The sequence below is a fragment of the Herminiimonas sp. Marseille-P9896 genome, assembly GCF_903993245.1.
Lineage (GTDB): Bacteria > Pseudomonadota > Gammaproteobacteria > Burkholderiales > Burkholderiaceae_D > Oxalicibacterium > Oxalicibacterium contaminans.
On sequence record NZ_CAJEVT010000004.1, the window covers coordinates 72,136 to 91,752 of the forward strand.

The 19,617-nt window shown below is 55.6% G+C and carries 19 protein-coding genes and 1 pseudogene; 17 read left to right on the top strand and 3 right to left on the bottom strand.

Annotated features, from left to right (window positions below; genetic code table 11):
- Window positions 1–8 precede the first annotated feature (8 nt).
- The 12 genes from tyrS to H7U06_RS15020 all read left to right on the top strand — a co-directional run bounded on the left by tyrS (window position 9) and on the right by H7U06_RS15020 (window position 10,077).
- Complete coding sequence (gene tyrS / locus H7U06_RS14965) at window positions 9–1,250, top strand: tyrosine--tRNA ligase (protein ID WP_124574672.1); 1,242 nt, start codon at window positions 9–11, stop codon at window positions 1,248–1,250.
- Window positions 1,251–1,260: 10 nt separating this feature from the next.
- Complete coding sequence (gene dtd, locus H7U06_RS14970; protein ID WP_175626929.1) at window positions 1,261–1,710, top strand: D-aminoacyl-tRNA deacylase; 450 nt, start codon at window positions 1,261–1,263, stop codon at window positions 1,708–1,710.
- Window positions 1,711–1,781: 71 nt separating this feature from the next.
- Window positions 1,782–2,426: a YbhB/YbcL family Raf kinase inhibitor-like protein gene (locus tag H7U06_RS14975; protein ID WP_175626930.1), complete on the top strand. Its 645-nt coding sequence runs from the start codon at window positions 1,782–1,784 to the stop codon at window positions 2,424–2,426.
- Window positions 2,427–2,439: 13 nt separating this feature from the next.
- Window positions 2,440–3,090, top strand: coding sequence for a histidine phosphatase family protein (locus H7U06_RS14980; RefSeq protein ID WP_175626931.1), 651 nt, complete (start codon window positions 2,440–2,442; stop codon window positions 3,088–3,090).
- A gap of 145 nt (window positions 3,091–3,235) precedes the next feature.
- A complete protein-coding gene (dusB, locus tag H7U06_RS14985; protein ID WP_175626932.1) occupies window positions 3,236–4,252 on the top strand; it encodes a tRNA dihydrouridine synthase DusB in 1,017 nt (338 codons plus the stop codon).
- A gap of 79 nt (window positions 4,253–4,331) precedes the next feature.
- On the top strand, window positions 4,332–4,565 hold the full coding sequence (locus H7U06_RS14990) for a Fis family transcriptional regulator (RefSeq protein ID WP_041296317.1): 234 nt from the start codon (window positions 4,332–4,334) through the stop codon (window positions 4,563–4,565).
- A gap of 126 nt (window positions 4,566–4,691) precedes the next feature.
- Window positions 4,692–6,257, top strand: coding sequence for a bifunctional phosphoribosylaminoimidazolecarboxamide formyltransferase/IMP cyclohydrolase (purH, locus tag H7U06_RS14995; protein ID WP_175626933.1), 1,566 nt, complete (start codon window positions 4,692–4,694; stop codon window positions 6,255–6,257).
- 56 nt (window positions 6,258–6,313) lie between these two features.
- A complete protein-coding gene (ruvC, locus tag H7U06_RS15000; protein WP_124574666.1) occupies window positions 6,314–6,856 on the top strand; it encodes a crossover junction endodeoxyribonuclease RuvC in 543 nt (180 codons plus the stop codon).
- Between the two features lie 45 nt (window positions 6,857–6,901).
- The gene (gene ruvA / locus H7U06_RS15005) at window positions 6,902–7,477 is read left to right on the top strand and encodes a Holliday junction branch migration protein RuvA (protein WP_124574665.1); all 576 of its coding nucleotides are present in this window, start codon (window positions 6,902–6,904) and stop codon (window positions 7,475–7,477) included.
- A 45-nt stretch (window positions 7,478–7,522) separates the two neighbouring features.
- Entirely contained in the window at window positions 7,523–8,581 is a 1,059-nt protein-coding gene (gene ruvB, locus H7U06_RS15010; protein WP_124574664.1) for a Holliday junction branch migration DNA helicase RuvB, read from the top strand.
- 7 nt (window positions 8,582–8,588) lie between these two features.
- Window positions 8,589–9,044, top strand: a complete 456-nt coding sequence (locus tag H7U06_RS15015) for a YaiI/YqxD family protein (protein ID WP_175626934.1) — start codon at window positions 8,589–8,591, stop codon at window positions 9,042–9,044.
- Window positions 9,045–9,234: 190 nt separating this feature from the next.
- Window positions 9,235–10,077 (top strand): 2-keto-4-pentenoate hydratase, encoded by an 843-nt coding sequence (locus H7U06_RS15020; protein ID WP_175626935.1) that lies wholly within the window; start codon window positions 9,235–9,237, stop codon window positions 10,075–10,077.
- 97 nt (window positions 10,078–10,174) lie between these two features.
- Here H7U06_RS15020 and H7U06_RS15025 read toward each other — a convergent pair whose 3' ends face one another.
- On the bottom strand, window positions 10,175–13,072 hold the full coding sequence (locus tag H7U06_RS15025; protein WP_175626936.1) for a valine--tRNA ligase: 2,898 nt from the start codon (window positions 13,070–13,072) through the stop codon (window positions 10,175–10,177).
- Between the two features lie 297 nt (window positions 13,073–13,369).
- Between H7U06_RS15025 and thiS the strand changes: the two genes are divergently transcribed.
- The 5 genes and pseudogenes from thiS (at window position 13,370) to H7U06_RS15050 (ending at window position 17,792) form a co-directional block, all read left to right on the top strand.
- Entirely contained in the window at window positions 13,370–13,573 is a 204-nt protein-coding gene (gene thiS / locus H7U06_RS15030; RefSeq protein ID WP_175627109.1) for a sulfur carrier protein ThiS, read from the top strand.
- 115 nt (window positions 13,574–13,688) lie between these two features.
- A pseudogene (locus H7U06_RS15035) lies at window positions 13,689–13,859 on the top strand (thiazole synthase); the annotation flags it as partial.
- Window positions 13,860–13,916: 57 nt separating this feature from the next.
- Entirely contained in the window at window positions 13,917–14,714 is a 798-nt protein-coding gene (locus H7U06_RS15040) for a thiazole synthase (protein WP_175626937.1), read from the top strand.
- A 26-nt stretch (window positions 14,715–14,740) separates the two neighbouring features.
- Window positions 14,741–15,370 (top strand): thiamine phosphate synthase, encoded by a 630-nt coding sequence (thiE, locus tag H7U06_RS15045; RefSeq protein ID WP_124575655.1) that lies wholly within the window; start codon window positions 14,741–14,743, stop codon window positions 15,368–15,370.
- A 145-nt stretch (window positions 15,371–15,515) separates the two neighbouring features.
- A complete protein-coding gene (locus H7U06_RS15050) occupies window positions 15,516–17,792 on the top strand; it encodes a UvrD-helicase domain-containing protein (protein ID WP_175626938.1) in 2,277 nt (758 codons plus the stop codon).
- Window positions 17,793–17,842: 50 nt separating this feature from the next.
- On the opposite strand, the gene H7U06_RS15055 is transcribed toward H7U06_RS15050, so the two are convergent.
- Together H7U06_RS15055 and H7U06_RS15060 are read right to left on the bottom strand one after the other, a co-directional pair.
- Complete coding sequence (locus H7U06_RS15055; RefSeq protein WP_175626939.1) at window positions 17,843–18,616, bottom strand: BPSS1780 family membrane protein; 774 nt, start codon at window positions 18,614–18,616, stop codon at window positions 17,843–17,845.
- Window positions 18,616–19,584 carry a homoserine kinase gene (locus H7U06_RS15060; RefSeq protein ID WP_175626940.1) on the bottom strand — a complete coding sequence of 323 codons (969 nt, stop codon included), beginning with the start codon at window positions 19,582–19,584 and terminating at the stop codon, window positions 18,616–18,618. Before H7U06_RS15060 ends, H7U06_RS15055 begins: the two co-directional genes overlap by 1 nt.
- Window positions 19,585–19,617: the final 33 nt, after the last annotated feature.

Sequence of the window (19,617 nt, forward strand, 5' to 3'; positions counted from 1 at the left end):
TTTACGATATGGACGTTTCTTCTAGCAGCAAAGCTGATCAATTGCCTCTCTCAGACAAGGTGCAAGAGGCCTTGGCGGTCGCTAAGCGCGGCGTTGAAGAATTGTTAATCGAATCAGAGTTCGCGCAGAAGCTCGCGCGCTCTGAACAAACTGGCAAGCCTTTACGCATCAAACTCGGTCTGGACCCGACTGCACCAGATTTGCACCTGGGTCACACCGTCGTATTGAACAAGATGCGTCAGTTGCAAGATCTGGGCCATCAGGTCATCTTCCTGATCGGTGATTTCACCTCCATGATCGGAGACCCGTCCGGCCGCAATATCACCCGCCCGCCGTTGACGAAAGAACAAATCGAAGAAAACGCGAAGACTTACTTCTCGCAAGCCAGTCTGGTGCTGGATCCGGAACGTACCGAGATCCGCTATAACTCGGAGTGGTGCGATCCGCTGGGCGCGCGCGGCATGATCGAGCTGTCGGCGAAATACACGGTGGCGCGCATCCTCGAGCGCGAAGACTTCACCAAGCGCTTTAAGGCGAATACGCCTATCTCGCTGCATGAATTCCTGTACCCGCTGATGCAGGGCTACGATTCGGTCGCGCTGAAATCCGACCTGGAGCTGGGCGGTACTGATCAAAAATTCAACTTGCTGGTAGGCCGCGAGTTGCAAAAAAGTTATGGCCAGGAACAGCAATGTATCTTGACCATGCCTTTGCTCGAAGGTCTCGACGGCGTCGAAAAGATGTCGAAATCGAAAGGAAATTATATCGGTATCACCGAACCGGGTAACACCATGTTCGCCAAGCTGATGAGCATTTCCGATGTGATGATGTGGCGTTACTACGAATTGTTGTCTTTCCGCTCACTCGCCGAAATCGCCCAGTTCAAGCAAGATATCGAAGGCGGTCGTAATCCGCGCGATGTCAAAGTCTTACTGGCGCAGGAAATCGTCGCACGCTTCCATTCCGTGCAAGCGGCAGAAGATGCGCTGACCGACTTCGTCAATCGCTCCAAAGGCGGTATTCCGGACGATATCCCTGAAGTGGCGCTGACCGGCGCACCGCTGGGCATAGGTCAATTGCTCAAGCAGGCGAACTTGTGCGCATCGACTTCGGAAGCCTTGCGCATGGTAGAGCAGGGTGGCGTACGGATAGACGGCACAGTCATCAGCGATAAAGCATTGAAAGTGGAGGCTGGAACCGTGGTCGTGCAAGTCGGCAAGCGCAAGTTTGCTCGCGTCACGCTGGCTTAAGCAGGACTGCATGATTGCACTCTTGCAGCGCGTGGCGCATGCCAGCGTCGTGGTGGATGGCGCGACCGTCGGCGCGATCGATGCCGGGCTGATGGTATTGTTGTGTGCAGAACGCGGCGATACCGAAAAGGAAGCTGATGCCTTGCTCGGCAAATTATTGTCGTATCGCGTGTTTTCGGATGCGGCAGGCAAGATGAATTTGAGCGTGGTCGATACCGCCGGTGGCGTATTGCTGGTGCCGCAATTCACGCTGGCAGCAGATACCCGTTCCGGCACGCGGCCCTCATTTACACCAGCGGCAGCACCGGATCTGGCGCGTGCCTTGTTTGATTACTTTGTCGCACAGGCTCGTGGACGGCATGCCAATATCGCAATCGGGCAATTCGGCGCGGATATGAAAGTTTCACTCACCAATGACGGACCGGTGACGTTTTGGTTACAGGTCAAGCCGGCAGTTTGAAATATCCGTGCGGCATGATTTGTTTGCTGCCGCTACAATGTTTTCAACTAAATTGAATAGTCGAGTGCACGATGAAACTATGGAGTGATTCTTTCAAGGATGGTGCGGCAATCCCGGGTGAGTTCGCTTTTTGCGTGATAGCCCCGGCGACGCATGTCACCTTGTCCAGCAATAAAAATCCGCATCTGGCCTGGAGCGGTGTGCCCGCAGCGACCAAATCGCTGGTGCTGGTCGTGCACGATCCGGATGTGCCTTCACGTGGCGATGATGTGAATCAGGAGGGCAAGACCGTGCCGGCCGATTTGCCGCGTGTCGACTTCTTCCACTGGACGCTGGTCGACCTGCCGCCGGACACGCAGCAAATTGCAGCCGGATCTTTTGCACATGGCGTAACCCCACGCGGTAAATCCGGTCCGGCGATTGCGAACTCGCCGGTTCCGGGCGCTCGTCACGGCATCAACGATTACACCGGCTGGTTTGCATCGGATGCCGATATGGCAGGCGCATACTTTGGCTATGACGGTCCATGCCCGCCGTGGAATGATGCGATCGTGCATCGCTATGTATTCACTCTGTATGCGCTGGATATTGCCAGTGTGCCGCTGGATGGTGAATTCACCGGTCAGCAAGTGCGCGCTGCGATCGCCGGGCATGTGCTGGATCAGGCCAGTGTCAGCGGTAGCTACACGCTGAATCCGGCACTGGCACCAGACTAGTAACGAGGAAGATGTGACAGAAATATTATTGATACGCCACGGCGAAACCGAGTGGAATGTCGGCAAGCGTTTGCAGGGGCATACCGACGTTGCGCTGAACAATGAAGGTCGGCGGCAGGCGGCGGCGCTCGGACGCGTCTTGCTGGATGAGCCGCTGGACGCGATTTATTCAAGCGATCTGTTGCGCGCCTACGATACGGCACAAGCAGTAGCGAATCCGCGCGGCATGCAAGTGCAGTCCGAGCAGGGTTTGCGTGAGCGCTGCTTTGGTGCCTTCGAGGGTTTGAACCACCCGGAAATCAAGGAAAAGTTTCCGGAAGATTACGCCGCATGGCAGCGTCGCGATATCGATGCGCGCTATCCGGACGGTGAGCGTCGTGCGGAAACCTTGCGTGAATTTGCAGCACGGGCGGTGGATTGTATTTCCCGCCTTGCGAGTATGCCGGGCAACCGCAAGATTGCGGTCTTTACACATGGCGGCGTGCTGGATTCGGTGTATCGCCGGGTGAAAAGCATGGGCTATGAGCACCCGCGTGATTTTGACGTGCTGAACGCCAGCATCAACCGTGTGAGCTTTGATGGTCAGAATTTCCAGATCCTGCAATGGGCAGATGTCTCGCATCTGGCACATGCTTCGCTGGATGAAAATGACAACCCCAAGTAACAGCTGCAAATAAAAAATTGAAATAAGCCAGGCGAAATAGGCAAACTGGCAATAAGTTGCCTGGAAATACAACGTTTGGTGCATTGCTTCATAAGTCATGGGCGGATGCGGCTAAAATAGCGGTTTTCCTCCGCATGCTGCTGTCGTGAACATCGGTCCTTATTCCCTTCCGAACAATGTTTTTGTCGCTCCTATGGCCGGGGTGACGGATCGGCCATTCCGCCAATTGTGCAAACAATTGGGCGCGGGCTACGCCGTATCGGAGATGGCAGCCTCGAATCCAAGGTTGTGGGCCAGCGATAAATCCACGCGCCGTACCAACCACGATGGCGAAGTCGAGCCGAAAGCGGTGCAGATTGCCGGTGCCGATCCGGTTTTGCTGGCCGAGTGCGCCAAATTCAATGTGGATAAAGGTGCGCAAATCATCGATATCAACATGGGTTGCCCGGTCAAGAAAGTGTGCAATAGCTGGTGCGGCTCGGCCCTGTTGCAGCATGAAAGCCTGGTCGCGGAAATCCTGGAAGCCGTGGTCGCATCGGTCAACGTACCGGTCACGCTGAAATTCCGTACCGGCTGGGACCGGGCGCACAAGAATGCGCTGAATATCGCGCGCATCGCTGAACAAAGCGGCATCGCCATGCTGACCCTGCACGGACGTACCCGCGCTGACGGTTACAGCGGCGACGCCGAGTACGAGACGATTACCGCAGTCAAGGCGTCAGTTTCCATACCCGTTGTGGCGAATGGTGACATCACGACGCCTGAGAAAGCGCGCTATGTGCTGGATGTGACCGGAGCGGATGCCATCATGGTCGGTCGCGCGGCACAGGGGCGGCCGTGGATTTTCCGTGAAATCGAGCATTACCTGCGGACCGGGACTTATTTGCCGCCACCTATGATTGCCGAAGTGCAAGTCCTGATGGATGAGCATTTGCGTGCGCATTATGCTTTTTACGGTGAATACCTCGGGGTACGTACCGCGCGCAAGCATATAGGCTGGTACGTGCGGGAACTGGTCGGTGGCGAAGCATTTCGTCAACAAATGAACAAGCTGGAAGACTGCGAGCAGCAATTGGCTGCCGTAAATACATTCTTTGAAATGCAGTTGGCCCACGGCGAACGGTTACAATATCGTCCGACCGCAGAAAAGTTGGCCGCCTGATACGGGGTTGGTGTCTTGTCATGTAAGTGGCAGAATGCGAGCCCGACAAATTATAAAAACGCGCAATCAACTAAGCACAATGAGCAAAGATAATATCCAAGAAGTCGTCAAGAAAAGCCTAGAGAAATATTTCAAGGACCTCGGCGAGCAAATGCCATCGAATGTTTATGAGATGGTGGTCTTCACCGTAGAAAAACCCATCCTCGAAGCAGTGATGGAACGTGCTGAAGGCAACCAGTCGCACGCGGCGGACATGCTGGGCATTAACCGCAACACCTTGCGCAAGAAATTGCAGCAGCACGATTTATTGTAATTTCCAACCTTCTTCCCGCACTCGCGGCGGGAAGTGAATAAGCTAAGGGCAGTGGCGTCGCGGCCTGTTTGAACTCTGCTTACGACGCGCCTTTATCTTATTTAATTTACTTCCACTATTTTCATCATGATCAAACAAGCTCTCATCTCGGTCTCCGACAAAACTGGCGTTCTGGAATTTGCCCGCGCCCTGTCAGGCATGGGTGTCAACATCCTGTCGACCGGCGGCACCGCAAAACTGCTGGCTGAGAACGGCATCAGCGTGACCGAAGTGGCCGACTACACCGGCTTCCCTGAGATGCTGGATGGCCGCGTCAAAACCTTGCACCCGAAAGTACACGGCGGCATCCTGGCGCGTCGCGATTTTCCTGAGCATGTCAGCGCACTGGATAAGCACGCGATCCCGACCATCGACATGGTGGTCGTCAATCTCTATCCATTCCAGCAAACCGTGGCACGTGCAGAGTGCTCGCTGGAAGATGCCATCGAAAACATCGACATCGGCGGTCCTGCCATGTTGCGTTCGTCGGCCAAGAATCACAAAGACGTCGTCGTCATTTGCGATCCGACTGACTACAGCCAGGTACTGAGCGAGCTCGGTGCGAATAAGGGCGAAGTCACTTACGAAACCAAATTCACATTGGCGAAAAAAGTATTCGCACACACCGCGCAATACGACGGTGCGATCACCAATTACTTCACCTCGCTGGGTGCAGACAAACAGCACGCTACACGCAGTGCTTATCCGTCTACCCTGAACCTGCATTTCGAAAAAGTGCAGGAAATGCGTTACGGTGAAAACCCGCATCAATCGGCAGCCTTCTATCGCGAAAGCAATCCGCAAGTCGGCGCGTTGGCCAACTACACGCAATTGCAAGGCAAGGAACTGTCGTACAACAACATCGCCGATGCAGATGCAGCATGGGAATGCGTAAAGACTTTCGACGAATCCGCTTGCGTCATCATCAAGCACGCGAATCCTTGCGGCGTTGCAGTCGGCATCAGCCCGCTGGAAGCGTATAGCAAGGCTTTGCAAACCGATCCGACTTCGGCCTTCGGCGGCATCATCGCCTTCAATCGCGAGCTGGATGGCAATGCAGCAGAAGCCGTGGCCAAACAATTCGTTGAAGTCCTGATTGCGCCGTCCTTCAGTGAAAAAGCCAAACAGATTTTTGCTGGCAAACAAAACGTACGCCTGCTGGAAATCCCGCTCGGCAATGCAGTCAATGCACATGACTTCAAACGCGTAGGCGGTGGCTTGCTGGTGCAATCGCCAGATGCGAAGAATGTTTTGCTGTCTGAATTGAAAGTCGTCAGCAAGAAACAGCCGACCCAACAGCAATTGCAAGACCTGATGTTTGCATGGCGCGTCGCCAAGTTCGTTAAATCGAATGCGATCGTGTTCTGCGCAAACGGCATGACCATGGGCGTAGGCGCAGGCCAGATGAGCCGCATCGACTCCGCGCGTATCGCCTCGATCAAGGCGCAGAATGCAGGCTTGTCGCTGGCTGGTACCGCGGTCGCGTCGGACGCGTTCTTCCCGTTCCGCGATGGCCTCGATGTCGTGGTTGCGGCCGGTGCGACTTCAGTCATCCATCCGGGTGGTTCGATGCGCGATCAGGAAGTAATCGATGCAGCGGATGAACAAGGCGTCGTGATGCTGATGACAGGCACACGCCACTTCCGTCACTAATCAGCAAAGTCATGCGACACTAGTCGCGTGACTTGCTTATAGCTACTTCCTACTCCATGAAAATTCTCGGTATCGACCCCGGCTTGCGTACCACCGGCTTTGGCGTGATCGAGAAGCATGGCAACAAGCTCAGCTACATCGCATCGGGCACCATCAAAACGCCCGATGCCGATTTGCCGCAGCGCCTCAAAACCATACTCTCCAGCGTCTCCGAAGTCATTGCGACGTATCGTCCAGATTGCGCGGCGATAGAGAAGGTATTCGTCAACGTGAATCCGCAATCGACGCTCTTGCTTGGACAGGCACGGGGTGCGGCGATATGCGCGCTGGTGCATGCAGATTTGCTGGTGGCGGAATACACCGCGCTGCAAGTCAAGCAAGCAGTGGTCGGGCAGGGCAAGGCGCAAAAAGCACAGGTGCAGGACATGGTGCAGCGCTTGCTGAAGTTGTCGGGTATGCCCGGCACCGATGCCGCCGATGCATTGGGTGTGGCGATCTGCCATGCGCACAGCGGCGAAACCCTGAGCGTGCTCGGCGCGCTGGCACCAGAGCTGGCACGCAAAGGTTTGCGTGTGCGCGGTGGTCGCCTGGTCGGTTAGGTCGGTTAGTATTAGTCTTTCCTCTTTTCCCAAGGTCACAGCGAGATGATAGGTCGTCTTTCCGGAGTATTGCTCGAAAAAAATCCACCGCAATTGCTGGTCGATTGCAACGGCGTCGGTTATGAAGTCAATGTGCCCATGAGCACCTTCTACAACCTGCCCGGCCTGGGTGAAAAAGTTGTGCTGCTGACTCATCTGACGGTGCGTGAAGACGCGCACATCCTGTTTGGCTTTGGTACGAACGAAGAACGTAACGTCTTCAAGCAATTGGTAAAAATCACCGGCATCGGTGCGCGCACGGCGCTCTCCATCCTGTCCGGCATGTCGGTGGCTGACCTGGCGCAATCGATCACCTTGCAGGAAGCCGGACGCCTGACCAAGATTCCCGGCATCGGCAAGAAAACCGCCGAGCGTCTCTTGCTGGAACTGAAGGGCAAGCTGGGCGCTGACCTCGGAGGAGCAGGTGCGGTCGCGACCGATGCGACTTCCGACATTCTCAATGCATTGCTGGCTTTGGGTTATTCCGACAAGGAAGCGATGCTGGCACTCAAGCAGGTACCAGCCGGTACCGGTGTTTCTGACGGCATCAAGCTCGCGCTCAAGTCCTTGTCCAAGGCTTAAGGCCTGTCCTATTAACTTTCGCCGCCGCCACGCTACAATGCGACCATGAGCATACAAACCGACGATTTCAGCGAACAACGCATCATAGCCGCGACCCCAGCCTCCGCCAACGAGGAGGCGATAGAGCGGGCGCTGCGTCCCAAGCAACTGGACGAATATGTAGGCCAGGAAAAAATCCGTGGCCAGCTGGAAATCTTCATCACTGCAGCACGGCAACGACACGAAGCGCTGGATCACACCTTGTTGTTTGGTCCGCCGGGTTTGGGCAAGACCACGCTCGCACACATCATCGCGCGTGAAATGGGTGTCAACCTGCGCCAGACTTCCGGTCCGGTGCTCGAACGCGCTGGTGACCTGGCAGCACTGCTGACCAATCTCGAAGCCAACGATGTACTCTTCATCGATGAAATCCACAGGCTGTCGCCGGTAGTTGAAGAAATCCTGTATCCGGCGCTGGAGGATTACCAGATCGATATCATGATCGGCGAAGGTCCTGCCGCGCGCTCGGTGCGTCTGGATTTACAGCCGTTCACACTGGTTGGTGCAACCACGCGTGCCGGCATGCTGACCAATCCTTTGCGTGATCGCTTCGGTATCGTTGCACGTCTCGAGTTTTATACACCGCTGGAATTGGCGCGTATTGTTACCCGTAGTTCTTCTTTGCTGAATGCGCCTATCGATGACGATGGCGCATTGGAAATCGCCAAGCGCAGCAGAGGCACGCCGCGTATCGCGAACCGCTTGTTGCGTCGCGTACGTGATTACGCTGAAGTCAAAGGCAATGGCAAGATCACCAAAGCGATGGCCGATGCTGCACTGGTCATGCTGGATGTCGATCCGGTCGGCTTCGACCTGATGGATAGAAAGCTGCTGGAAGCGGTACTGTTCAAATTCAATGGCGGTCCGGTCGGCCTCGACAACCTCGCCGCAGCCATCGGCGAAGAGCGCGACACCATAGAGGACGTGCTCGAACCCTATCTGATCCAGCAGGGCTTTTTGCAACGTACGCCACGCGGACGTATCGCCACGCCGGCTGCCTATACCCATTTCGGCGTGACCGCGCCGCAGACCGGGCCGACTGGCGACTTGTGGGCAGGGCAGTAAGCGTCGCATGCAAATCTGGGTTGATGCCGATGCCTGTCCCAATGTGATCAAGGAAGTCTTGTTTCGCGTGGCGGACCGACTGGAAGTGCAGGTCACGTTGGTAGCCAACAAACTACTGCGCACACCGCCTTCGCGTTACATCAAGGCGCTGCAGGTGCCTGCCGGTTTCGATGTGGCCGACAATGAAATCGTGCGCCTGGTGCAGCCTGGCGACCTGGTAATTACCGCCGATATCCCGCTGGCGGCCGATGTGCTGGAAAAAGGCGGACATCCGCTGAATCCACGCGGCGAGTTTTATACCAAAGACAACATCCAGCAACATCTCACCATGCGCAGCTTCATGGATGACTTGCGTAGCAGCGGCGTCGATACCGGCGGCCCGGCCGCCTTCAGTCAGGCTGATACGCGCAATTTTGCCAATCAGCTGGACCGTTACCTTGCGCGCCAGCGCGGCAAAAACTGATCACATTGTTGACAGTAGCCACTGTTGCACTGTGTCATTAGTCAAATGACATGTCCGCATTAAAAAATTTCATCTGATACGGTCGTCCTGAGACAAATTGCTCCTTTTCAGGGCGTAATCCTTGTGTGAGAATGTTGCATCGCAAATAAGGCTTTATTTCCTTTATTCAACTTCTCTGCGCGAGCTAGCCATGTTGATGTCTACCCAAGCCAATCGATACGCGCACCAATTACTGACCGCGCGAGCGGATGCGCAACAAATTCCCTGCCTGACCAAAGACGACAATCTCACGATAGCCGATGGCTATGATGTGGCCAAATGCATCGTCGATATCCGTACCGCGCAAGGCGAGACGCCGATAGGACGCAAGATCGGTTTCACCAATCGCCGTATCTGGCCGAACTATGGTGAGCGCGAACCGATCAACGCACCGATCTGGGCGCATATGTATGACGATACCGTGCGTTATTCAGAAAATAACCACGGTTTGCAGGACTTGACCGGTGCCGTGCAGCCACGCATAGAGCCAGAGATCGTGTTCAAGCTGGCCAAGGCGCCGCCCAAGGATGCGACGCTGGAAGATATTACGGATTGCATAGAATGGATGGCGCACGGCTTTGAGCTGGTGGTCTGTCCGTTTGCAGACTGGAAGTTTGAAGCTGCGGATGCAGTTGCCGCTTTCGGTTTCCACGGCGCACTGATCCTGGGTGAGCCACACGTGTTGTCGTCGGCTACGCGTTTGCACTTGGCAGACATCCTGACTGCGGCCAGTGTTTCGCTGTCGTATAGCGAAGGCGAAGAGTTCCGCTTGCATAGCGCAGGCTTTGGCAGCAATGTGCTGGACAGCCCGGTACATGCTTTGCTGAACCTGCACCAGACCTTGCAGACGCAACCGCAATTCGCACCACTGGCAGCCGGTGAAATCATTGCGACCGGTACTTTGACCGATGCTTATTCAGTCAAGCCGGGACAAACATGGTCGACTGCGTTTTCTGGTGTGGCTTTGCCAGGACTGACTTTATCGTTCGTCTGATCCTGCATTAGTCACATGAAAAAAGCGGCTGACGTAGCAATACGTCAGCCGCTTTTTTATTGCCGCCCAGTCTCGCAGGGCGGCTCAGTTTGCACGCTTACAGTTTGGCAAATTGCTCGCGCAGTTTGTTCAGTGTGGCCGAGAAGTTGGCAACGCGTTCCTTCTCCTGTGCCACAACTTGTGCCGGTGCGCGGGCGACGAAACTTTCATTGCCGAGCTTGCTGTTGGCCTTGGTGATTTCGCCATCCAGACGTGCGATTTCCTTGCTCAGGCGTTCGCGTTCTGCCGCCACATCGATTTCCACTTTCAGCATCAGCTTGGCGGTGCCGACGATGGAAACCGGTGCCGGTGATTCCGGCAACTGGTTTGCGACATTCACTTCCGACAGTTTGGCCAGTGCTTGCAGATACGGTGCGAACGACTGCAGGCGTTCAGCCTGGGTGGTGTCGCCTGCTTCCAGGATCAGCGGTACGCGCAGTGCTGGTGACAATTGCATTTCACCGCGCAGGTTACGGCAGGCATCGGTCATCGACTTCAGTTCTGCCATCCAGTTCTCTGCCTGCTCATCGATCTTGCCAGCCTGTGCTTCAGGGTAAGGCTGCAGCATGATGGAATCGCCGGCAGGATTAGCTTTGTAACCTGTCAGTGGCGCCACGGTTTGCCACAAGGCTTCCGTGATGAACGGGATCACCGGATGTGCGAGGCGCAAGATGGTTTCCAGTACGCGCAACAGGGTGCGACGTGTCGCGCGCTGCTGTGCTTCGGTGCCGGTCTGGATTTGTACCTTGGCAACTTCCAGATACCAGTCGCAATATTCATCCCAGATGAATTGATACAAGGACGCCGCGATATTGTCGAAGCGATAGTCGGCAAAGCCTTTGGCGATGTCGGCTTCGGTGCGCTGCAGTTTGGAAACGATCCAGCGATCCGCTTGCGAGAAGTCGGTGTAACCACCCGGATCGCAATCACCGGCTGCACATGGCGCATCGCGGAAACCACAATCGTGGCCTTCGCAATTCATCAGCACGAAGCGGGTTGCATTCCACAGCTTGTTGCAGAAGTTGCGATAGCCTTCGCAGCGGCTCAGGTCGAAGTTGATGTTGCGACCCAGCGACGCATAGCTCGCCATCGTGAAGCGCAGCGCATCGGTACCGTAAGCCGAGATACCGGCCGGGAATTCCTTGCGTGTTGCTTTCTCGATGCTGGTCGCCTGCTTCGGATTCATCAGGCCGACGGTGCGTTTGCCTACCAGATCGTCGACGTTGATGCCGTCGATCAGGTCGATAGGGTCCAGCGTGTTGCCTTTCGACTTGGACATTTTTTGTCCGCTGCTGTCGCGTATCAGGCCGTGCACGTACACCGTTTTGAACGGGACTTTGCCGGTGAAGTGCGTGGTCATCATGACCATGCGCGCGACCCAGAAGAAAATAATATCGAAGCCGGTGACCAGTACTGACGATGGCAGGAAGGTTTTGAAGTCCGGTGTTTCCTCCGGCCAGCCCAGCGTCGAGAACGGCACCAGTGCCGACGAGAACCAGGTGTCGAGCACGTCTTCGTCGCGTGTCAGCGGGCCGTTGTAGCCAGCTGCAGCAGCCTTGGCTTTTGCTTCTTCTTCATTGCGGGCCACATAGACTTTGCCTTCGCTGTCATACCAGGCCGGGATTTGATGGCCCCACCAAAGTTGACGCGAGATACACCAGTCCTGGATGTTGTTGAGCCACTGGTTGTAAGTGTTGGTCCAGTTTTCCGGCAGCATCTGGATTTCACCGTTCGCGACTTTTTCCAGTGCGACTTCGGTAATCGATTTGCCCGGGAAGTAAGTGCCTTCCGGTGCCGGTTTGCTCATCGCGACGAACCACTGATCGGTCAGCATAGGCTCGATCACGGTGTTGGTACGGTCACCGCGAGGCACCATCAATTTGTGCGGCTTGACCAGTTCCAGCAAACCTTGTGCATCGAGGTCGGCGACGATTTGTTTGCGCGCAGCAAAACGATCGAGACCCTGATACGCAGCAGGTGCGTTTTCATTGATCTTGGCATCCAGTGTCAGGATGCTGATCTTGTCGAGGTTGTGACGCTGGCCGACGGCATAATCGTTGAAGTCATGCGCAGGCGTGATCTTCACGCAACCGGTACCGAATTCCATGTCGACGTAATCGTCGGCGATCAGCGGAATGTCGCGATCGCACAGCGGCAGCTTCAGCAGCTTGCCGACCAGGTGCTGATAACGGGTGTCGGTCGGATCGACTGCAACGGCAACGTCGCCCAGCATGGTTTCAGGACGGGTGGTGGCGACCACGATGAAGTTGCGCTCTTCCCACTCGGTGGCATTGCCCTCTTCATTAAACGCGATCGGGAATTTGTAGCTGGAGCCGTCCGCCAGTGGATAGCGGATATTCCACATCTGGCCGTCTTCTTCTTCCGATACTACTTCGAGGTCAGAGACGGCGGTGCCGAGCACCGGGTCCCAGTTGACCAGGCGTTTGCCGCGGTAGATCAGGCCTTGCTCGACCAGGCGCACGAATACTTCGGTCACGGTCTTGGAGCGTGGCTCATCCATCGTGAAGTATTCACGGCTCCAGTCAGGCGACGCGCCGAGGCGACGGATCTGGCCGGTGATAGTGGAGCCGGATTTTTCTTTCCATTCCCACACTTTTTCGACGAATTTTTCGCGGCCGAGGTCATGGCGCGTAATCTTTTGCGCGTCGAGCTGGCGCTCCACCACGATCTGGGTCGCGATACCGGCATGGTCGGTACCCGGGATCCAGGCAGTGTTGTAGCCGCGCATACGGTGGTAGCGCGTCAGGCCGTCCATGATGGTCTGATTGAATGCATGGCCCAGATGCAGGGTGCCGGTCACGTTCGGCGGCGGCAACTGGATGCTGAAAGCGGGTTTGTCTGCGTCGGTGGTGGCGGTGTAGTAACCGCGGTTCTCCCATTCGGTGCGCCAGAACGCTTCAATGTCGGCGGGATCGAAAGACTTGGCTAATTCCATGATTGAGTATGAATTGAATCGAATCAAGCATTATAAGTGACGATGAGGGGGTGTATTGCCTCTGATAGCTCAAATGAAGGTAGAATTCTGGTCTTCTTTGCTGGTCTGAGCTTGCACGCCTTGCCTAAAGTTGAGTTTTAACTGGATGACAAGACGGGCGTCATCGCCTGTGCGACTGACCGCAACGTCCGTAAACAATTGCCGCACAGCTGCGGCAGCCCGGATGCAAAGCCGTAAGCCTTAAATAAATGACAAGGCAGCCAACGGCACGCAGCCACCATGGAAAATAGTGAAGTGATGCTAGAAATCGAATTGAACGGCGCTGCGCGCCAGGTAAAGGATGGCCAGAATGTGGCCGACCTGATAGAAGAATTGTCACTGTCCGGCAAAGCCGTGGCGGTAGCGATTAACCGTGAAATCGTCCCGCGCGGTGCGTGGGCGGAGCGCCAGTTACAGGCGGCTGATCGTATCGATATCGTGCGCGCCATAGGCGGCGGCTGATCCCGGTTGATCTCGGCCCGTGTCGGTAGCCCAGGCTACCGTGCATGTTAGCCATTGTTTACTTTAATTCCCACGCAGTTTGCCCCATCCTGCACCCACGTACCCGGAACCCATCATGACCAGCGCCCATTTCCCTGACGACCAATTGACGATCGCAGGCACCACTTACCGTTCCCGCCTGTTGGTAGGCAGCGGTAAATACAAAGACCTCGAGCAAACACGTGCTGCCAGCGAAGCAAGTGGTGCACAAATCGTCACCGTTGCTATCCGTCGCGTCAACATCGGGCAGGACCCGAATGCNAGGTTCGCTTGCCTCGCTATTCTTCTTAAACAGGAGTGATCCATGAGCAGTACCCATTTCCCTGACGACCAATTGACGATCGCAGGCACCACTTACCGTTCCCGCCTGTTGGTAGGCAGCGGTAAATACAAAGACCTCGAGCAAACACGTGCTGCCAGCGAAGCAAGTGGTGCACAAATCGTCACCGTTGCTATCCGTCGCGTCAACATCGGGCAGGACCCGAATGCACCGAGCTTGCTTGATGTGCTGCCACCATCCGAATACACCTTGTTGCCGAACTCGGCTGGTTGCTACAACGCAGCCGATGCGGTCTACACCTTGCAACTGGGTCGTGAAATCCTCGGCGGCCACAAGCTGTGCAAGCTGGAAGTGCTGGGCGATGAAAAGACCCTGTTTCCGAACATGCCGGAAACCCTGAAAGCAGCAGAAACGCTGGTCAAGGATGGCTTTGATGTCATGGTCTATTGCAGCGATGATCCTATCCAGGCGCGCATGCTGGAAGACATCGGTTGTGCCGCCATCATGCCGCTGGCTTCGCTGATCGGCTCCGGCATGGGCATCCTCAACCCTTGGAACCTGTCGCTCATCATTGAGCAAAGCAAAGTCCCGGTCATCGTCGATGCTGGCGTCGGTACGGCTTCGGATGCAGCGATTGCAATGGAACTGGGTTGCGATGGCGTGCTGATGAATACCGCCATTGCTGGTGCGCAAGATCCGGTGCGGATGGCGCATGCAATGAAACTGGGCATAGAAGCCGGGCGCAATGCCTACCTGGCAGGTCGTATCGCCCGTAAATTCGCCGCATCCCCATCGTCGCCGATGGCAGGACGCGTGGTTTAAGTTCTTTAGTAAGAAAGCATAGACGCATGGACAAGGTATCTCATCTGCACGGTCTCTATCTCGTTACTCCGGATTGGGACGACACCCGCAAGCTGCTGGAAATCACTGAACTGGCGCTGAAAGGCGGCGTCAGCCTGCTGCAATATCGTCACAAGACCGCAGATGCAGCCTTGCGCCAGGAACAGGCCGAGTGCCTGCAAGCGCTGTGCCGCAGCTATCAGGTGCCGTTCATCATCAACGATCACATCGATCTGTGCCTGAGCATCAATGCTGACGGCATGCACGTCGGTGGTACCGATAAATCGGTGGCAGAAGTGCGTGCGATTATCGGCCCGGACAAAATCCTCGGTTCGTCCTGCTACGGTGACCTGGCGCTGGCGCATGCAGCGCAGGCGGCGGGTGCCAGCTATGTGGCCTTCGGTGGCTTCTATCCATCCAAAGTGAAGAAATATCCGGTCACCACTGCGCCTACCATCGTCAGCGACTGGAAAGCGCAAGGTAAAGTACCTAGCTGCGTCATCGGCGGCATGACCCGCGATAACTCGGCGCCACTGGTGGCCAACGGTGCCGATATGGTGGCAGCGATCAGCAGCGTCTACCTGGCGGGTGATCCGCAAGCGGCGGCACGTGCTTTCGTTAATTTGTTCCCGGCCTGATCTGGCGCATCCTGTTTGTTGCTGACCGATCCGGTCGGCAACAAATATCGTTTTCCCTGCATTAATTCCCTTACTATCGGCTGCCATCAGGCAAGAGACGCGTAATCAGCGGCATGTCACCTGCTGTCGCGGCTATAATCGATAGATGCAAAATCTTCTTCACAATCTCAATCCCGAACAACTCGCTGCAGTCACCTTACCCGCGCAACCAGCGTTGATCCTGGCAGGTGCCGGTTCCGGTAAAACCCGTGTACTGACAACGCGCATAGCCTGGCTGATCCAGACCGGACAAGTATCGCCTGCAGGCATACTCGCGGTAACCTTTACCAACAAGGCCGCGAAGGAAATGATGACGCGCTTGTCGGCGATGATGCCCATCAACACACGCGGCATGTGGATAGGGACCTTCCACGGATTGTGTAATCGCCTGCTGCGCGCGCATTATCGCGACGCTGCCTTGCCACAGACTTTCCAGATCCTCGATTCGCAGGATCAGTTATCGATGATCAAGCGTTTGCTCAAGGCAAACAATATTGATGACGAAAAGTATCCGCCGCGTAACCTGATGTACTTCATCAACGGTGCGAAAGACCAGGGTTTGCGTGCGAATGCGGTAGAAGCATTTGATGATTACAACCGCAAGATGGTCGAGCTGTATGACCTATACGACCAGCAATGCCAGCGTGAAGGCGTGGTCGATTTTGCCGAGCTGCTGTTGCGCACCTATGAATTACTGAGCCGCAACCAGCCGCTGCGCGAACACTATCAATCGCGCTTCCGTCACATCCTGGTCGACGAATTCCAGGATACCAATGACTTGCAATACAACTGGCTGAAGCTGATGGCTGGTACGCAAGGTGCGGTGTTTGCAGTCGGCGACGACGATCAAAGTATCTATGCATTCCGTGGTGCCAACGTCGGCAACATGAGTGCCTTCGAGCGCGAATTCAAAGTCGAGAACCTGATCAAGCTGGAGCAGAACTATCGCTCGCATGGTCACATCCTCGACACGGCAAATACGCTGATCGCAAACAACAGCAAACGCCTGGGCAAGAATCTGCACACCGACGCCGGTCACGGTGAACTGGTGCGCATCTATGAAGCGACCAGCGATTTGCAGGAAGCGCAGTGGATCATAGAAGAGACCAAGAGCCTGATCGCAGAGGGTGCGGCGCGTAGCGAGATCGCAGTCCTGTATCGCTCGAATGCGCAATCACGGGTGATCGAACATGCCTTGTTCTCCTCCGGTATTCCATATCGCGTTTATGGCGGCCAGCGCTTCTTCGAGCGCGCCGAGGTCAAGCATGCGATCGCGTATCTGCAGTTGATGGACAACCCGCATAACGATTCTGCCTTCTTGCGCGTGGTGAATTTCCCGACGCGCGGCATAGGCGCCCGTTCGCTCGAACAATTGCAGGACGCAGCCAAACAATATGGCATCTCCTTGTATGCCGCCGTGCCCTATGTCACAGGCAAGGCCGGTTCGGCACTGGGCGCGTTCATCAAATTGATAGAAGCCACCCGCTTCGAAACACAAAATCTGCCCCTGCCGGAAATGGTGCAGGTCGTGATCGAAGCCAGTGGTTTGATCACGCATTACCAGAATGAAAAAGAAGGTGCGGATCGCATAGAGAATCTGGAGCAGGTAGTCAGTGCGGCGACCCTGTTTGTATCGGAAGAAGGTTTTGGCATAGATGCGCCTGCCTTGCTCGGACCAAGCAGCCAGCAAATGGCGGGCCCTGCCATCGTCACGCAGGATGGCGTCGAAGTGCTGGATGCTGATGCGCCTTTGCCAGTCGTGATGTCGCCGTTGTCGGCCTTCCTGTCGCACGCGTCGCTGGAAGCAGGTGACAATCAGGCGCAGGCTGGCCAGGATGCTTTACAACTGATGACAGTGCACTCGGCCAAAGGTCTGGAATTCGATGCCGTATTTATTACCGGCCTCGAAGAAGGTTTGTTCCCGCACGAAAATTCGCAGAAAGAAGAAGGCGGCGTGGAAGAAGAGCGACGCCTGATGTATGTCGCGATTACCCGTGCCAAACGCCGTCTCTATATCAGCTTCTCGCAGACGCGCATGTTGCACGGTCAGATGCGCTTCAACCTGAAATCGCGCTTCTTTGAAGAGATGCCGGAAGATTCATTGAAGTGGCTGTCGCCCAAAGTGCAGCAGCATCACTGGACGGCGCAGCCGAAAGCGGCGTGGGAAGATGCACTCGGTGCCGGTACCAATCAGATCGCGCAAAACATCACGAAAAAAGATATAGGCTGGCGCATAGGCGAATCTGTCGCACATGCGAAGTTTGGTGAAGGCGTCATCGTCAATATCGAAGGCAGTGGTGGCAATGCACGTGCGCACATCAACTTTGGCCGACATGGCATGAAGTTGCTGGATTTGAGTGTCGCCAAGCTCGAGAAGGTGTGAGTGGCAGGGTAGGACAGCAAGCGCAGATATTCTGCGCTTGCCGTTGATGGTCAGAACGACAGATTTTCCGGCGGTTCACCGAAGAGATGGGTGTAAGTCGGGAAAAACGAGCAATACATAATCACGGTCAGTACCAGCGACAGCGGCAGCAGGATAAAGATGGACGCTGAAGCCGAGTTCAGCAAGATACCCAGTATCGAGCTCACCACGACCGGGAAAATCATCCCTATGCTGACCCAGGCCAGGCCGTAAATCAGGAAGGCTTTGCCAGCGCGGCGTACTGCAAAGAAGCTGTAAAAAATCGCTTTGCCCACGCCCATGCCTTGCCATGCGATCAGCGGTGCGGCGTACCAGAACGCCATCGCCGCAGGAATATATACCAGAGCAGCAAAGAACATCGCCGAGGTCATGCTGGAGCCACGTACGGTTTCTGCATCGAGTACGATCTGGCCGGTAATTGCCTGCCAGAACACGCCGCCGTCGATCAGGCTGGAAGCACCGATCGCGACGATGGCTGCTACCAGGTACAAAGTCCCCAGTTTGATCAGCGTGCGTTTCGCAGGTGAGCGGAAGCCGACCAGCAGCAGGTTCGGATACACCCGTTTACCCGCTTTGACGTAAGCACATGCGTGCATGAAAGTCATCGAAAACAGCGGTACCAGGATCAGCGGCAGCAATTGCCCGATCACAGGAATGATGCCTACGCCCAGCATCAGGAACATATAGGCAAAGAAGAGCGTCGATAATTCAGCCGGTTGTTTGCGGAAGATGGCAAAGCCTTCCTTGACCCAAATCCAACCGGTTATTGCAGGCAGTTTTTCCATCATCCAGCCGAAGTAAAAAGAGGGGGAGTCGCTTGTTCGATGCGCAAGCGCAAGATACGTTCAAAATGCCCCGGGTCATGCGGCGTCAGCATTTCTGCATCGCGCGGCATGTGGAAATCGTATAAGCGTGACAGCCAGAAGCGCAAGGCACCGGCACGCAGCATAGGCTGCCAGGCTGCTTGCTCGGCAGCAGTGAACGGCCGCACGTGGTGGTAGGCGTCCAGCATCGCGCGTACGCGTTCCAGATCCAGCACGCCAGTCTCTACATCGATACACCAGTCATTCACGGTCACCGCGACGTCAAACAACCAGGTATCGCAACCGGCGAAATAGAAATCAAAGAAGCCGGTCAGGTGATCGCCGTTGAACATCACATTGTTGCGGAACAGATCAGCGTGGATAGGACCGTTCTGTAATTGGCGATAAGTATCCGACTCAGCAAAGGCGTTCTGGAATGCCATTTCTTCTGTCAGCAACTGTTTATTGCTATCGGACAGGTAAGGCATAACCAGTGGTGCGGTTTCATTGCGCCATGCCAGGCCACGCAGGTTAGGCTGCCGGATAGGGAAGTTCTCTGCGGCGATATGCATGCGTGCCAGCATTGCACCGACGGCGGCGCAATGAACGGCTTGCGGGTCCATCTGCGAGCTGCCTTCCAGCTTGCTGACGATGGCAGCCGGTTTGCCGTGCAAGGCATTGATTAGTTCGCCCTTGTGATTGGCGATAGGCGCAGGTACCAGCACGCCGCGCTCGGCCAGGTGACGCATCAGGTTCAGGTAGAACGGTAACTGCTCAAAGTTCAGGTTCTCGAATATGGTCAATACATACTCGCCGACCTCGGTCGTGATGAAGAAATTAGTGTTTTCTATGCCGGATGGAATGCCCTTGATCGCGAGCGCTTTGCCCAGATCGAATTGGGTGATCCAGTGAGAGAGGTCATCCAGGCTGACCGGGGTAAATACTGCCATGAGGAAATATGAAAGAAATACGTATCATCAAAA

What these genes read in the sequence shown, in the direction of transcription:
- H7U06_RS15020 (WP_175626935.1), top strand. Translation starts at nt 9,235, where the DNA reads ATGTTGATGTCTACCCAAGCCAATCGATACGCGCACCAATTACTGACC.
- H7U06_RS14990 (WP_041296317.1), top strand. Translation starts at nt 4,332, where the DNA reads ATGAGCAAAGATAATATCCAAGAAGTCGTCAAGAAAAGCCTAGAGAAA.
- ruvB (WP_124574664.1), top strand. Translation starts at nt 7,523, where the DNA reads ATGAGCATACAAACCGACGATTTCAGCGAACAACGCATCATAGCCGCG.
- H7U06_RS15055 (WP_175626939.1), bottom strand. Translation starts at nt 18,616, where the DNA reads ATGGAAAAACTGCCTGCAATAACCGGTTGGATTTGGGTCAAGGAAGGC.
- ruvA (WP_124574665.1), top strand. Translation starts at nt 6,902, where the DNA reads ATGATAGGTCGTCTTTCCGGAGTATTGCTCGAAAAAAATCCACCGCAA.
- H7U06_RS15050 (WP_175626938.1), top strand. Translation starts at nt 15,516, where the DNA reads ATGCAAAATCTTCTTCACAATCTCAATCCCGAACAACTCGCTGCAGTC.
- thiE (WP_124575655.1), top strand. Translation starts at nt 14,741, where the DNA reads ATGGACAAGGTATCTCATCTGCACGGTCTCTATCTCGTTACTCCGGAT.
- tyrS (WP_124574672.1), top strand. Translation starts at nt 9, where the DNA reads ATGGACGTTTCTTCTAGCAGCAAAGCTGATCAATTGCCTCTCTCAGAC.
- H7U06_RS15060 (WP_175626940.1), bottom strand. Translation starts at nt 19,584, where the DNA reads ATGGCAGTATTTACCCCGGTCAGCCTGGATGACCTCTCTCACTGGATC.
- dtd (WP_175626929.1), top strand. Translation starts at nt 1,261, where the DNA reads ATGATTGCACTCTTGCAGCGCGTGGCGCATGCCAGCGTCGTGGTGGAT.
- H7U06_RS14975 (WP_175626930.1), top strand. Translation starts at nt 1,782, where the DNA reads ATGAAACTATGGAGTGATTCTTTCAAGGATGGTGCGGCAATCCCGGGT.
- H7U06_RS15025 (WP_175626936.1), bottom strand. Translation starts at nt 13,072, where the DNA reads ATGGAATTAGCCAAGTCTTTCGATCCCGCCGACATTGAAGCGTTCTGG.
- H7U06_RS15040 (WP_175626937.1), top strand. Translation starts at nt 13,917, where the DNA reads ATGAGCAGTACCCATTTCCCTGACGACCAATTGACGATCGCAGGCACC.
- H7U06_RS15015 (WP_175626934.1), top strand. Translation starts at nt 8,589, where the DNA reads ATGCAAATCTGGGTTGATGCCGATGCCTGTCCCAATGTGATCAAGGAA.
- thiS (WP_175627109.1), top strand. Translation starts at nt 13,370, where the DNA reads ATGCTAGAAATCGAATTGAACGGCGCTGCGCGCCAGGTAAAGGATGGC.
- ruvC (WP_124574666.1), top strand. Translation starts at nt 6,314, where the DNA reads ATGAAAATTCTCGGTATCGACCCCGGCTTGCGTACCACCGGCTTTGGC.
- purH (WP_175626933.1), top strand. Translation starts at nt 4,692, where the DNA reads ATGATCAAACAAGCTCTCATCTCGGTCTCCGACAAAACTGGCGTTCTG.